Origin of the sequence: Paraburkholderia phenazinium (assembly GCF_900142845.1) — a bacterium.
GTDB lineage: Bacteria > Pseudomonadota > Gammaproteobacteria > Burkholderiales > Burkholderiaceae > Paraburkholderia > Paraburkholderia phenazinium_A.
On sequence record NZ_FSRU01000002.1, the window covers coordinates 2,120,446 to 2,135,004 of the forward strand.

General features: G+C 64.5%; 14 protein-coding genes. 11 read left to right on the forward strand and 3 right to left on the reverse strand.

Translation table 11 applies throughout. From position 1 onward, the window contains the following. Positions 1–81 precede the first annotated feature (81 nt). The gene (locus BUS12_RS26425; protein WP_074300357.1) at positions 82–1,053 is read right to left on the reverse strand and encodes a thymidylate synthase; all 972 of its coding nucleotides are present in this window, start codon (positions 1,051–1,053) and stop codon (positions 82–84) included. A gap of 91 nt (positions 1,054–1,144) precedes the next feature. After that, positions 1,145–2,536 (reverse strand): sigma-54 dependent transcriptional regulator, encoded by a 1,392-nt coding sequence (locus BUS12_RS26430; RefSeq protein ID WP_074300358.1) that lies wholly within the window; start codon positions 2,534–2,536, stop codon positions 1,145–1,147. A gap of 536 nt (positions 2,537–3,072) precedes the next feature. On the opposite strand from BUS12_RS26430, the gene BUS12_RS26435 reads away from it, so the two are divergent. The 9 genes from BUS12_RS26435 (at position 3,073) to BUS12_RS26475 (ending at position 11,593) form a co-directional block, all read left to right on the forward strand. Further along, positions 3,073–3,573 (forward strand): hypothetical protein, encoded by a 501-nt coding sequence (locus BUS12_RS26435; protein ID WP_074300359.1) that lies wholly within the window; start codon positions 3,073–3,075, stop codon positions 3,571–3,573. Positions 3,574–3,643: 70 nt separating this feature from the next. Further along, positions 3,644–4,144, forward strand: a complete 501-nt coding sequence (locus tag BUS12_RS26440; protein ID WP_074300360.1) for a hypothetical protein — start codon at positions 3,644–3,646, stop codon at positions 4,142–4,144. Then, positions 4,141–4,788, forward strand: a complete 648-nt coding sequence (locus tag BUS12_RS26445) for a hypothetical protein (RefSeq protein ID WP_253190219.1) — start codon at positions 4,141–4,143, stop codon at positions 4,786–4,788. Before BUS12_RS26440 ends, BUS12_RS26445 begins: the two co-directional genes overlap by 4 nt. A gap of 29 nt (positions 4,789–4,817) precedes the next feature. Next, positions 4,818–6,212 carry a hypothetical protein gene (locus BUS12_RS26450; RefSeq protein WP_074300362.1) on the forward strand — a complete coding sequence of 465 codons (1,395 nt, stop codon included), beginning with the start codon at positions 4,818–4,820 and terminating at the stop codon, positions 6,210–6,212. A gap of 75 nt (positions 6,213–6,287) precedes the next feature. Continuing rightward, the gene (locus BUS12_RS26455) at positions 6,288–6,998 is read left to right on the forward strand and encodes a C39 family peptidase (RefSeq protein WP_074300363.1); all 711 of its coding nucleotides are present in this window, start codon (positions 6,288–6,290) and stop codon (positions 6,996–6,998) included. Positions 6,999–7,004: 6 nt separating this feature from the next. After that, on the forward strand, positions 7,005–7,808 hold the full coding sequence (locus BUS12_RS26460) for a peptidase C39 (protein ID WP_074300364.1): 804 nt from the start codon (positions 7,005–7,007) through the stop codon (positions 7,806–7,808). A gap of 115 nt (positions 7,809–7,923) precedes the next feature. Next, on the forward strand, positions 7,924–9,366 hold the full coding sequence (locus tag BUS12_RS26465) for a hypothetical protein (RefSeq protein ID WP_074300365.1): 1,443 nt from the start codon (positions 7,924–7,926) through the stop codon (positions 9,364–9,366). A gap of 228 nt (positions 9,367–9,594) precedes the next feature. Next, a complete protein-coding gene (locus tag BUS12_RS26470) occupies positions 9,595–10,962 on the forward strand; it encodes a sigma-54 dependent transcriptional regulator (RefSeq protein WP_429305610.1) in 1,368 nt (455 codons plus the stop codon). A gap of 103 nt (positions 10,963–11,065) precedes the next feature. After that, entirely contained in the window at positions 11,066–11,593 is a 528-nt protein-coding gene (locus BUS12_RS26475) for a dihydrofolate reductase (protein WP_074300366.1), read from the forward strand. A gap of 148 nt (positions 11,594–11,741) precedes the next feature. On the opposite strand, the gene pmbA is transcribed toward BUS12_RS26475, so the two are convergent. Next, positions 11,742–13,112 carry a metalloprotease PmbA gene (gene pmbA / locus BUS12_RS26480; RefSeq protein ID WP_074300367.1) on the reverse strand — a complete coding sequence of 457 codons (1,371 nt, stop codon included), beginning with the start codon at positions 13,110–13,112 and terminating at the stop codon, positions 11,742–11,744. Between the two features lie 180 nt (positions 13,113–13,292). Here pmbA and yjgA point away from each other — a divergent pair, with 180 nt between their 5' ends. Next, complete coding sequence (yjgA, locus tag BUS12_RS26485) at positions 13,293–13,904, forward strand: ribosome biogenesis factor YjgA (RefSeq protein ID WP_074300368.1); 612 nt, start codon at positions 13,293–13,295, stop codon at positions 13,902–13,904. After that, entirely contained in the window at positions 13,885–14,511 is a 627-nt protein-coding gene (gene mog / locus BUS12_RS26490) for a molybdopterin adenylyltransferase (protein WP_074300369.1), read from the forward strand. Before yjgA ends, mog begins: the two co-directional genes overlap by 20 nt. The last annotated feature ends 48 nt before the right edge of the window (positions 14,512–14,559 follow it).

Consider the following 14,559-nt stretch of genomic DNA (forward strand, 5'->3'; position numbering starts at 1 on the left):
GAAGGTCACTCAAGCTTCCAGCCTCCCGCCGTCACTGCTCGAACAGAGCAAGCGCTTACCGTGAGAGGCCCCAGGCCGGCCTCAAACCGCCATCGGCGCGGTCAGCGGCTCGTGATGCCGATAACCGACCAGCGAGAAATCCGCCGGCTCGATCTTCTCCAGCCACTCCGGCTCGTACACGCCCGTTTTCGCGTAATCCGGCACGCGTTCGTCGATCGCGAACTGCGGGCTCTCATACGGCTCGCGCGTCAGTTGCCGTTGCAGCATGTCGAGCTGATTTTCGTAGATATGAGCGTCGCCGATGAAGTACGTAAACCAGCGCGGCGTATAGCCCGTCAGCCGCCCGACCAGATGCAGCAGGGCCGCGCCCTCGGTCAGATTGAACGGCGTGCCGAGGCCCACATCGTTGCTGCGGATATACAGGCACAACGAGATTTCATGCCGCGCCGCATTCGGTAAAAACTGATAAAGCAGGTGGCAAGCCGGCAAGGCGATCTCTTCGAGCACCGCAGGGTTCCATGCATGAAACAGAATGCGCCGGTCGCCGGGGTTCTGCATGATCGTGTCGAGACACTGCCGCAACTGATCGATGGCCTTGTACAGCAGCACCTTGCGGCTGCCGTCTTCGTCGAACTCGGTGATAACCCGGTAGCCGCGACCGGTCGCATCCGCGAGCTGCGCGCTCGCCGACGCATCCAGCACCTTGTAGGCCGGCCACTTGCGCCATTGCACGCCGTACACGTCGCCGAGGTCGTCAGGACCTTCGCGATACGGATTGGCAAGCCATTGCGGATTCTGATTGGCGTTCGCGTCCCACACCTTGCAGCCCAGATCGCGAAAGTCCGCCGCGCTGCGCGACGCGCGCAGGAATCCCACCAGCTCGCCAATGGCCGACTTGAACGCGAGCTTCTTGGTCGTGACGGCGGGGAAACCCTGCTGGAGATCGAAGCGTAGCATCGCGCCGGGCATGCTGATGGTGCGGATGCCAGTGCGATTTTCCTGCCACGTGCCGGTGTCGAGAATCGAGCGGACGAGGTCGAGGTATTGTTTCATTCGGGTTCCTTCGGCCCGGCGCCGAACGCCTGGGACTTTTTGCGACAAAACCCGATTCTAACAAGCGCGGGCGACGGGCGTCCGACGCGTCTCAGATGTGAGGCACCGAGGCCGGCTCGGCATGCGGCACGATGGGCTCGCCTTCCATATGGCGCATTCCATGCGCGCACAGCAGACGGTACAGCGTGACCCGCGAAATGCCCAGTTCCTGCGCCGCGTCGCCGAGGCGGCCGCGATGGCGCAACAGCGCCAGTTCGATAGCCTGCCGCTCCGCCGCTTCGCGTGCCTGGGCAAGCGAAACCGGCACGATCTCCACGTACTCCGCCAGCTCGAGATCGCGGGCCGTAATCGCGCGCCCTTCCGACATCACGATGGCGCGCCGCACCCGGTTGATCAGTTCGCGCACGTTGCCCGGCCAGCTGTAGTTGTGCAGCGCGGCGATCGCATCGGGCGCAAAGCCGCGCAAGCGGCGGCTTGCATCCTTTTTGAAACGTTCCAGCATGTGCCGCGCCAATAGTTCGATATCCTTACCACGTGCCCGCAACGGCGGTTCGTCGATCTGCAGCACGCACAGGCGGTGATACAGGTCCGAACGGAAACGCCCCTCGATCATCGCGGCATTCATATCGACGTGAGTGGCCGAGATGATGCGCACGTCGACGTCGATCGCGCCGTGGCCACCCAGCCGTTCGACCTTGCGCTCCTGCAGGAAGCGCAGCAGGCTCGCCTGGCTTTCGAGCGGCAGATCGCCGATTTCGTCGAGAAACAGGGTGCCACCGTTGGCGGCTTCAACCCGGCCGATCTTGCGCTGGTTGGCGCCCGTGAAAGCACCGCGCTCATAGCCGAACAGTTCGGATTGCAACAGATGCGGCGGAATCGCGCCGCAGTTGATCGGCACAAAAGGCGCGCTGCGGCGCGACGAACGCTCGTGGATCGCCACCGCCGTGAGTTCCTTGCCGGTACCCGATTCGCCCGAGATAAACACCGGCGCATCGGTCATCGCCACCTTGCGGATCGAGCGGAACAGAGCGAGCATCGCGTCGCACGAACCGACCATTTCGCCCTCGGTGCCGCTCGGCGAGGCGTCGTTCGAGGCAGACTCGCCGAGCGAGATCATGCCGTAGGCGTGTCCCACCGAGTCGACGATCCTGTCGCCCGAGTACGGCACCGTTACGTAATCGAAACAGTAGTCGCGCACGAGCCGGCGCAGCGCGGCGTCCTGCAGTTGGCCGGGCATGGTCGCGGCGACCCAGCCGACGTTCGGCATCGTCAGGCACGATTCGAACGCAGCGATCTCATGTTGCTGGAAATGGCTCGACAGATCGAGCAAACCGCCCGCGGCCATACCGGCGCGAACGGCACGACGGACATCGCGCGCCGAACCCACCACTTCGACGTGCCAGCCGCGCTGGTGAAACCGCGTATTCAATTCCGCGCTAGGGTCACGCGAAACGTAAATCAGTTGCCGCGTTGCGGGTTCCATTATTCAGATCCTCTCGTCAACGAACGTTAAGGATGACGGCACGCACCTGAACAAGTTTCAGACACGTTGACTCAGCTCGGGATTCGCGCATAGCAAAAACCGAACGGCCATTCCATTCCGTGCGGACAGCTGATCCCCGAAAAGCGGCGTGTGTGATTGAGACGGCCCAGCTTCAGGCTTTTTTTAAATGTGACTCTGTTTTCGAGAGCTTACTATACGCGCGCCGCTTCGAAAACAAATATGCGAATTTAATCGCCTCGGACGCCGCTCAGCAAGGCTGGGCGGGCGTTGCACAAGTCTACGTATTCTGAATAAAACGTTTCCAGGAAGGCCGGCTACGTATCTACCCTGGCCTTTCGCGTACCGACGCTAATTGCGATTTATCGGTATTTCCTGCCACCCGTTTCAGGGCTGAAACGTTTTTGCCGCATTTTTGCGGATTCCCTTCTCACTGCTTACCTCACACCCAGACGCATCAACGGATTGCGCCTCATGGCACATGTTTCGCTAAAAGTCCTGCACCAAGGAGACACACCATGCGACTCGCTTTCCGCATCGACTTGCGCCACTTCCGGCCTCACGCCGCAATCTGCGCCGCATTGCTGATTGGTGCACTGCCCCCTGCCGTCAATGCACAGGAACCCGTCACTGCCAGTTCCCCCGATACCGGGTCCGTCACCCTCGCGAGCGTGACGCCCGCAGCGGCGACGGCCCCGGATACCGCGGCGGCCGATCCAGCCAACACCGCGAATCCCGCTGCCCAGCCCAGCGATCTCGCCGGCGACGCGCTGAGCATCCCGGCCGACGCGGTCGCGGCGAACGATCTGGTGCTCGACGATCAGGCGTTGTCGCAACAGCGCGGCGGCTTCGGCGGCATGGTGATGGTCGCCGCCACGCCGCAACTGATGCGCAGCAGCAACAACGGCGGCAACGGCGTGACGCTGTGGGACGAAATCGCCCCGCCCTCGCCGCTGCCGATTCCCGTCGACGTGGCCCGCTCGGCACAGGGCAACGTGACCACCTATCAGCGCAATTAGCTGAACGACGCCCGCCGGCTGCCCGCTAAAAAAACGGCACCGAACGATCGTCTGCCAGCAAGGAACCGACATGAACGCCTCAACCCAGATGCCACGCCTGCGCAGCGACCACACCGCGCTGCTCTGCGTACTGTGCAGCGTGCTCGCCGCCGGCGCCGCGATGCCCGCCGCCGCGCAGCAGGCGACGCAGCCCGGCAACCTGATTATCGAGCGCGACGTCACTCCGCGTGATGCGTTCGTGCCGGTGCCGAAGAACGACGATCCGATCGGCGTGCAGGTCCAGACGTTCCCGACGGCCGCTTTCGACGCCGCGATCGGCTCGATGGCGAGCGATCTCGACCTGAACGGCGCGCACGGCACCGCGGGCATCGCGGGCAATGGCTTCATGCCGGCGCTGGTCGGCAGCAACGGGCTCGAACACCTGCTCGCGGGCAACGGCAACGGCAGCGGCCTGCCGGTCGGTGCGGCGGCCGGCCTGAGCGGCGGTGCGGGCGGGATCGGCAGCACGATTACGCAGACCGTCACCGGCGCCCTCGCCCCGCTCGGCGCAGCAATGGGAGCGATCAAATGACAACGTCCCGCGCTCCGGCCATGCACACCTTGCCGTCACGCCAGCCCGTACGGACGCTGATCGCCCTCGCGCTGCTCGGTTGGGCCAGCTTCGCGGCCCACGCCCAGACGCTGCCCGCCCTGGTGGACGCGCAGTCGCTGATCGGCAGCGGCGTCGCGAACGGCGCCATGGGAGTCGTGGCCGTCAACGAGGCATCCGGGCTCGACAACGTGCAGGCCAATCAGGGCGTCCTCATGAATGGGCCCGCGCCCATCAACCTGACTGGCAGCGTGCAAGCCGCGTCGACCAACGCGAAGACGACGGCTGCAAAAAGCGACATCGGTAATAACGCATTCTCAAACACCTCTGGCCTTATCGAAGTGAATCAGTCGGCGGGTGTAGCGAATCTTCAGCGGAACAGTGCCGTGATCGGTTCTGCGCCGGTTGAAGGGGAGATCGTAGGGGATGGGGTCCTATCCGCTACGACCGCCAAAAACGGCGGTACAGGTAGATCTGGCGAAAACCACGACGCACGCGAGGTGTCCATCGGCACGGACGCGCTCAAGAACGTCAGTGGGATTGTCCAGATCAACCAGGCTGCCGGTACAGGCAATGTCAGTTCAAACAGTTTTGTGCTCCGTCCCCCGGCGGGCACCTTTTTCTAACGAGCCACACTCTTTATCGGAGCGTCATCATGAAGCGCACTCTCATTGCAGCAGCGGTTCTTTCGACGATGGCAGCAAGTTCGGCTTACGCCGAATGCACAGCGGGCTGCGACCCGGCTGAGCTCTTTACGGCCACCAACGTCTACACCGACATCGGCGAATTCGGCTTCATCACCCTGCACGGCAGGGTCAATGTGTCGAGCAGCAACGGCGCCACGGTCAACAACACGCAGAACGTCGACCTCGGCGGAGTCGACATGAAGACGCCGCCGCAGACCTACACGTCCGGCAATGTGACGACCAAGATCAATACGAAGGACAGCTGGAACAACGCGAGCGGCAGCAGCAGCGGCGGCGGCTACAGCCAGTCGTACAGCACCAGCGGCTATGCGTACAAAAACACCAACACGCATACGACGACCAGCTCGTCCAGCGGCGGCTTTATCGCCGGTGGCGGCTTCGCAACGGGCCTGTCGACGGCTTATCAGGGCTACAACTATGTGAACACGCACGCCTCCGCCAACGGCGCGCTGGCTGCGGGCTTCATTGCCGGTCTCGGCTTCGGCCCGGGCGTGATCCTCGGCGGCGTGGCAGCAGGCTTCGCGGCAGAGCTGAACACCCATGCGTCGGATAGCTTCGGCGGCGGACTCGCGGTTGCAGCAGCAGGCTATGGCGTCGCCTACGGCGGCTACGCAGCCGGCAGCACGAGCACATCAACGAAGTCCGACTCGGGTTCCGGCAGCAAGACGAACTACAGCTTCTCGGAAGGCAGCCACGCCTATGCATGGACGCATGACTACTCCGACAACTCCGGTTCGGTGACGGTAACGGGCAGCGTCACGCAGCACATCAACACCGAAACGGCCACGGATATGTCGGCAGGCATCGGCAACGGCGCCCTGAGCGGCACGAGCGGCAACATCGGCGTCAACATCGCCACCGGTGTCGACAACGCGCAGTCCAACGACGCGGCTCTGTCGAACATGGATGTGGGCCCGGTGTTCGGCAGCTCGCAGATCTACTCGACCCAGGCATCGAGCGGCAAGGCCACGATTGGTGACTTCAACTTCATCGCTGCGGTCGGCACAGGCGCACTGGCAGGTGCGACCGGTAACGTCGGCGTGAACGTGGCGTCGGGTGCTGGCAACGTGCAGAACAACAGCCTCTCTGCATCGGCCACGACTGACAGCACCCCGAGCGGCAAGGGCTGGTCGCATGGCAGCTCCGGCGACGGCGGCGAAGTGATCGCCAGCGATCAGAACTGCCAGACCGCCAGTGCTAGCGTGAACGGGGAGTTCACCGGCTCGTCGCTGCTCGGTAACGGTGCGCTCGTCGGCGCAACCGGCAACATCGGGGTGAACATCGCGTCGGGGGTAGGCAACCTGCAACACAACGGCCTCGCAGTCGCCAGCGTGTCGCACTAAGCAACTAAAGCATCAACGCAGGAAGACTCCGGTCAGCCTTCGGGCTGGCCGGCCGTCTCCGCAGGGGGAAGTACCATGTTCGGGGTGAGCAGGGTAGCGCGTTGTCTGATGGTCGCGCTCGGTGCCGGCCTTTTGCTGTCGCAGCCGGGTCATGCGCAGAGTGCGCTCAACATGTATGCCTCGGCGGGCGTGCCGTTCGACCTGAACGTGCATTCGATCCGCGAGCTGCGCTACAACCACATCGTTTCCCAGCGTTACGACTATAGCTGCGGGTCCGCAGCGCTCGCCACGTTGCTGAAGTACGGCTACGGCATCGACATTCCCGAAACCGAAATGATCCGCCGCATGATGGTGTTCTCGACACCGGAAGTGGTGGTGAAAAACGGCTTCTCGATGCTCGACATGAAGAAGTTCGTCGAAACGCTCGGCCTGCGCGGCCGCGGCTTCCGGGTCGCATCCGAAGCGCTCTACCACCTGCAGATTCCCGTGATCGTGCTGATGAACAGCGACGGTTACGAACACTTCGTCATCGTCAAGCACGCGGAAAACGGGCTCATCTTCGTTGCCGACCCTGCGTTGGGCAACCGCATTATTTCCGAAGACGATTTCGTCAAGAAGTGGAACGGCCTCGTATTCGCGGTCGTGGGCAAGCCATTTATGGAGGATTCTCCGCTCTTGCAAGGCAACGAGTCGCTCGCGCTCAAACTGCGTGAACGTGCGCTGGAAAACGGTACGGCAGCGACTCCCTTTGTTGAATACGGTTTGATCAAGGCAGAGCTGTTCTGACTCATCATGGATCGAAACCTAATCACTGTCGGCTGCGCGTTATGCTTCACCACCTGCAGCCTTGCCTCCGTCGCGCACGCTGCCGAGCCGACGACAGCCCCTATTTTTGAAGACGTCGCCGCCGTCAAACTGCAACCGGTCGACGACACTATCCTCGCTGCGCAAAGCGGCAAAGGCATCGCAGGCGACATCATTTCCGGCGTCGTGGTGAACCTGCTGTCGCAATGGAACCTGCCCAACGGCACCACCGCCGTGGCGCAGGGCGCGCTCGCCATCGTCACCAACACGCTCAACCAGGTGTCCGTTCAGGTCGGCTCGTCCGCCGCCGTGATCGGCTCGAACAACACCTCGGGCAACGGCGCCAATCCGAACGCCAGCGCCACCGGCGGCCAGAACGCGAACGTCAACGGCGTCTCGCAGATCACCCAGGTAGCCGGTAATGGCAACTCCGGCAACAACCAGACGGTGATCGACTTCAACACCCCGTTGAACAGCCTCTCCGGCGGCACCTATAACAACGAGACATCCTCCTTCGCCAGCAACACCAGCGGCTCCGTCAAGGCCAGCGTCGCGTTCGGCAACGGCGGCATTTCGATCGCACTGCAGACACCGGCGGGCCTCGCCAGCCAAACGATCAACCCGGGTACTTCACAACAAGCCGGCCAGATCGCCCAGCTACTCCAGATTGCAGGTAATAACCAGCAAGTCGTCAACGCTTTGCAACTGCATTTGCAGACGCAACAGATGTCGGCCTCGATGCTTCGCCAACTCGGCGTATTACAAGCCCTGCAAAACACGGCGAGGAGATAACACACGGGCTGCAACCCGATGAAAAAGAGGAATACGAAGTATTGAAGCATCAAGGCGACCGCGCAATGCACAAGGAGACATGTGACGCGCTGTCAGAATACCGGGGGAACAAAAAATGACCAGACTTTCCACGACCGGGGCACCGCGCATGATGTTAGCGGCCATCCCTGCTGCAGTCTTGCTGTTCGCACTTTCACAAGGAGCCAGCGCGCAGGCGCTCGCGGATCAATCCGTAGAAGAACGGCTGAACACGCTGATGCGTGTGGTCAGCCAGCAGCAGAAGCAGATCAATTCGCTCGAACAACAGGTCACCAACCTCGAAATGTCGCAGCGCGGCCGGGGCGTACCGGGCGTCGGCGCACCGACCGACAGCGCCGCGGTCGCCGAGCAGCCCGGCGCCGACGGGCTGCCGGTGCCGCTCCCGCCGCTCGCCCAGGTCAACCCCGGGACGCCCGCGCCCGCCGGCGGCGGCACGGGCACCGCGACCGGCGTGCCGGTCAATCCGCCCACGCCGGATAACAGTAGCGGCGGCGGCCTGCCTGCTGCCACCGACGGCACCGGCGCCGTCGGCCAGACCCAGAAAGAAGCCCAGCCGGTGCGCACGCAATCGGAAGACGCCGTGGTGCAGAGCCAGCAGCACACGCCGCTGTTCGACCACAAGCTGACCTTCGACTGGGGCATCAGCGATACCTACTACGACCGCCGCCAGCTCCAACTGTCCGGCTTCCTCGCGCTCGATGCGATTTTCCTCGGCAACATCAATCTGGGCGAGACCAAGTCGCACCAGGTGATGGCGGACCTCGACACGCGCTACGGCATCACCGACCGGATCAGCGTCGACCTCGACGTGCCTTACATCTACCGGCACAGCAACTTCATCGTCGGCGGCGCGGGTGGCGCGGCGAGCACGCTGTCGGACGCGTCGGCGAATTCGAGCGACATCGGCGACGTCAACTTCGGGGTGTATTACGAGTTCCTGAAGGAGACCAACAATCTGCCGGACCTGGTCGGCAGCCTGCGCATCAAGACCCCGAGCGGTTCGTCGCCGTTCGGCATCAAGCTGCAGCAGGTCGACGCCGACAACACCAACCTCGTCGCGCCCAGCAAGCTGCCTACCGGCACAGGCTTCTGGAACATCACGGCGGGCTTGTCGGCCTTGAAGACGTACGATCCGGTCGTGCTGTTCGGCAGCATTTCGTACACCTACAATATCGCGCGCTCGTTCTCGGACATCTCTTCGGTCATCGGCCAGACCGAACCGGCGACCGTCAAGATCGGCGACGTCATCCAGTTCGGCGGCGGCGCGGCGCTGGCCTTCTCCGACAAGGACTCGGCGAGCGTGTCGTACACCATGGCACTGGAGCCGGAGTCGCAGACCAAGGCGCCTGGCGGCACTTACTCAAAGGTACCCGGCAGCGAGACCGCGGCGGCTGCCCTGACCTTTGGGTTGAATCACGTAGTGAACAAGCACCTGACGATCAACGGTTCGGTGTCGGTCGGGCTCACGCCCGATACGCCGAACTTCGTGGTCGGCGTGCGCTTTCCCTACACCTTCTGACGTGCCAACGATACGAGGTTGATCGTGCGCGAATCATCCCATCTGACCAGTGTTGCACCGCCCTCAGGCACGCATCTCTCTTTGGCACGGCCGCAGGAAGTCCTCGCCGGGGTGCCCCGGGAGCTGCCCGTGGGGCGCGCCCTGGACGCTTCGATACGACGCGCGCAGGACACCGCCGCAGGGTCGCAAGAGGCGCCGAAGCCCCCGCATGCGCAGAGCGAGCGGGCGCTGCTGTACGTCGCACGCACGCCGGACGAAACGCTCACCGCGCATTTGAAGAGCCGCGGCTGGAACGTCATGGTCGCGCGCTCGGCGCACGAAGCGGGTCGCCTCATCAAGCCCGACGTGGTCTGCGCGGGGATCGTCGATCTGGCGAGCTTTGCCGCGCGCGACCTGGGCGGCCTCGAAGCGGGGCTGCGTCAGCAGCAGATCGGCTGGATTGCGCTGTCCACTTCCGAGCGTCTTACCGATCCGGAAGTGCGCCGCCTGATCCGCCACTACTGTTTCGACTACGTCAAGATACCGGTTGCCAACGCCACGATCGATTACCTCGTCAGTCACGCGTTCGGCATGGTGACGTTGTGCGATCCCGACGACATCGGCAGCGCGCCGGCCTCCGACGAAGACGAAATGGTCGGCACCTGCGAGGCGATGCAGCAACTGTTTCGCACCATCCGCAAGGTCGCCAACACGGACGCCAGCGTGTTCATCTCGGGCGAATCGGGCACCGGCAAGGAACTCACCGCGCTGGCGATCCACGAACGCTCGCGGCGGCGCAAGGCGCCCTTCATCGCCATCAACTGCGGGGCGATTCCGCATCATCTGCTGCAGTCCGAACTATTCGGCTACGAACGCGGCGCGTTCACCGGCGCCAACCAGCGCAAGATCGGCCGGGTCGAAGAGGCGGACGGCGGGACGCTGCTGCTCGACGAGATCGGCGACCTGCCGCTGGAAAGCCAGGCGAGCCTGCTGCGCTTCCTGCAGGAAGGCAAGATCGAGCGGCTGGGCGGCCGCGAATCGATTCCCATCGACGTGCGCATCATCTCGGCCACTCACCTGGACCTCGAAACCGCGATGCGCGACGGACGGTTCCGCGCCGACCTGTTCCATCGCCTGTGCGTGCTGCGCGTCGACGAGCCACCACTGCGCGCCCGCGGCAAGGACATCGAGATCCTCGCTCATCACATCATGCACAAGTTCAAGACCGACAGCGCGCGCAAGATCCGCGGCTTCACGCCGTCGGCGATCGAGGCCATGTACAACTACAACTGGCCGGGCAACGTGCGCGAGATGATCAACCGCGTGCGCCGCGCCATCGTGATGGCGGAAAACAAGCTGATTTCCGCCGAGGACCTCGATCTGGCCCATTTCACCGCGCAGCAGACCATGAGCCTGGCGCAAGCCCGCGAAGCCGCCGAAAAGCGCGCGATCGAAGCCGCGCTGCTGCGCCACCGGCATCGCCTGTGCGAGGCGGCGCTGGATCTGGGCGTCTCGCGCGTGACGCTGTCGCGCCTGATGGGCGCGTACGGTCTGCGCGAGATGAGCGCGCCGGACGAGGAAGGGTTGCCCAATGAGCGTGCCGAGGCAAGCGAGTGACGGCGCGGGCCCGCATGCCCCACTCCGCCCGCACACACCGATGTAGCCGACCCGGGGTGGGCGTCAGGTAGAATCGGAGCGATTACGTTCCCGTGTTCACTCGATGACGACGCTCACCCTGATCGTCGCTCGCGCCCGCAACGGCGTGATCGGCCGCGACAACCAGCTACCCTGGCGCCTGCCCGAGGATCTTGCGTTCTTCAAGCGCACGACCATGGGCGCCCCCATCATCATGGGCCGCAAGACCCATGAGTCGATCGGCCGGCCGTTGCCGGGACGGCGCAATATCGTCGTCACCCGCGATGCGGCGCGCCGCTTTACCGGCTGCGACACCGCCACCAACCTCGAGGACGCGCTCAGGCTGGCGGCTCAGGACCAGGCGCCGGAAGCCTTCCTGATCGGCGGCGCCGAACTGTATGCCGAAGGACTGCGCCACGCCGACAAGCTCGTCATCACGGAAATCTCGATCGACTTCGAAGGCGACGCTCACTTCGCCGCGCTCGATCCGCAGGAATGGGAAGAAGTGGCCCACGAGACGCACCGCGCCCACGCGCCCAACGAGTTCGACTACGCGTTTGTGACGTACCGGCGCAAGGGCGCCGTGGCGGGGGCGCGCGAGGCGTCGGCTTAAGCGGGTACGCGGCGCTGGGGGTAGATAGCGTCGTCAGGCGCCCGCCGGCGCACGCAAACAAAAACGCCACGGAAAGTACTTTCCGTGGCGTTTTGCTTTATGCAGCGCACCAGCCCGGCGCGTTGCCGCGCCGCTGGCTGCGCAGGCCTTACTGCCCAGCGATCGTCATCCGTTCGATCAGCACCGAGCCGGTCTGCTTGGTGCCGCGCACGAGCGTGTCCGCGCCGATCGCGACGATGTGGTGGAACATCTCCTGCAAGGTGCTCGCCACCGTGATCTCTTCCACCGGGTACTGGATCTTGCCGTTCTCGACCCAGAAACCCGACGCGCCGCGCGAATAGTCGCCCGTCACGTAGTTGACGCCCTGCCCCATCAGTTCGGTCAGCAGAAGGCCCGTGCCGAGTTTCTTCAGCATCGCCTCGAAATCGTCCTCCGGACGCGTCTTCGAGCTCAGCAGCTTCAGGTTGTGCGAGCCGCCGGCGTTGCCGGTGGTCTGCATGCCGAGCTTGCGCGCCGAGTAGGTGGACAGGAAGTAGCCTTCCACCACGCCGTCCTTCACCACCGAGCGCTGCTTCGTGCGCACGCCTTCTTCGTCGAACGGGGCGCTGCCCATGGCGCGGGCTACGTGCGGGTCTTCGACGATCTGCACGTGCGGCGCGAACACCGGCTTGCCGAGACTGTCGACGAGGAACGAGGTCTTGCGGTACAGCGCACCGCCGCTCACCGCCTGCACGAACGCGCCGAGGATGCCCGCCGCCAGCGGCGCCTCGAACAGCACCGGCACCTTGCGCGTGTCGAGACCGCGGGCGCCGATGCGCGCCAGCGCGCGTTGCGCGGCATAGCGGCCAACGGCTTCGGGATCGGCCAGTTCTGCCGCGCTGCGCTGCGAGGTGTACCAGTCGTCGCGCTGCATGTTGCGGCCGCTGCCGGCGATCGGCGCGCACGCCACATAGTGGCGCGAATACGGGTAGCCGGAGAGGAAGCCGCGCGACGTCGCCAGCACGAACTGCGAGTGCTGGGCGGAGACGCTGGCGCCTTCCGAATTGCGGATCTGCGGATCGGTGGCGAAGGCCGCGTCTTCGGCGCGGCGGGCGATCTCCACCGCTTCGTCGGCGGTGAGGTTCCACGGATGATACAGATCGAGGTCACGCGGCGCGGTTTCGAGCAGCTCGGCCTCGGCGAGGCCTGCGCAGTCGTCTTCCGCCGTGAAGCGCGCGATGTTGTAGGCGGCCGCGACCGTATCCTTCAGCGCCTGCGGCGAAAAGTCCGAGGTGCTCGCATTGCCGCGCTTGTTGCCGATGAAAACCGTGACGCCGACCATCTTGTCGCGGTTATGTTCGATTGTCTCGACCTCGCCACGCCGCACGGAGACGGACAGGCCGTCGCCCTCGGAGATTTCAGTCGCCGCGTCGGTGCCGCCGAGCGACTTTGCGTGACGCAGGATGTCCGAGGCGATTTCCTTCAGTTCATCCTGGGTATGCGGGAAAAAGCGCTGTCTGACGTCCATGTCTGCTGCCATATTCGTTGCCGTCCTTCGTTGCGTCCTGGGCGGGGCCGCGAGCGGCCCTCCGGTGTGTTCTCAAGTACGTCGCTACGTATCCCGCGATCATAGCAAGGTCCGCGCGGACGCACCTGGCATTTGCTGCGCCGAAAAGGCGTAACGGCTGGAGGCGCGGGCACGGCACGCTACAATATCGGTATGACACGCAAAACCCGCATTCAACCGATGGAACCCGCCGCCGACAACGTCGTCGACGAAAACGGGTATGACCGTCCCAGTAAATCCCAGCTCAAGCGCGAAATGCACGCGCTGCAGGAGTTGGGCGAGGCGCTGATCGCGCTGCCGAAAGATGCTTTGAAACGCATGCCGATGCCCGAAAAGCTCGACGACGCCGTGCGCGAAGCGCGCCGCATCACCGATCACGAGGGCAAGCGCCGCCAGGTCCAGTACGTGGGCCGCGTGATGCGCTCGCTGCACGAAGACGAAACGGCCGCGCTGCGTACCGCGCTGGACTCGTACAACGGCGTCAACAAGGCCGAAACGGCGCGCATGCACTGGATCGAGCGCACCCGCGAGAAGCTGCTCGCCGACGACGCCGCGCTCACCGAATTCATCCGCCAGCACCCGGCCGCCGATCCGCAGGAAGGCCGCACGCTGATCCGCAACGCCCGCAAGGAGGCGCAGCAGAGCAAGCCGCCGCGCTATTTCCGCGAGTTGTTCCAGTGGATCAAGCATGCGGACGGCCCGGCAGCGGCCGAGGATGATGCAGACGACGCCCCGGAAGACAACGATGACGAAGATCGCGCGTAGCCATCCCGACGAGATCGTGATCGGCCTGGTGTCGGTCAGCGACCGCGCCAGCACGGGCGTCTACGAGGACAAGGGGATTCCGGCGCTGCAGGAATGGCTCGGCACGGCGTTGAGCTCGCCCTGGCAGGCCGTCACCCGGCTGATTCAGGACGACGCGCCGACGATCTCCGCCACGCTCGTCGAACTGGTGGACCAGCTCGGCTGCGATCTGGTGCTGACCACCGGCGGCACCGGGCCGTCGCGGCGCGATGTCACGCCGGAGGCGACGCTGGCCGTCGGGACCAGGGAAATGCCGGGGTTCGGCGAGCAGATGCGGCAAATCAGCCTGAATTTTGTGCCGACCGCGATTCTGTCGCGCCAGGTGGCGGTGATCCGCGAGACGGCGGAGCATGCCGCGCTGATCGTGAATCTGCCGGGGCAGCCCAAGTCGATCCGGGAAACGCTGGAAGGCCTGCGCGACGAGGCGGGCACGGTGAAGGTGCCGGGCATTTTCGCCGCGGTGCCCTACTGCGTGGACCTGATCGGCGGTCCGTACGTGGAAACGAACGCCTCGGTCGTGAAGGCGTTCCGGCCGAAAACCGCCATTCGCGCGCCGCGGCCGGACTGAGCCGCGGAGCTTGCCCGCCCGGCTTGGCTGGCCTCGCCGGGTGGTGTC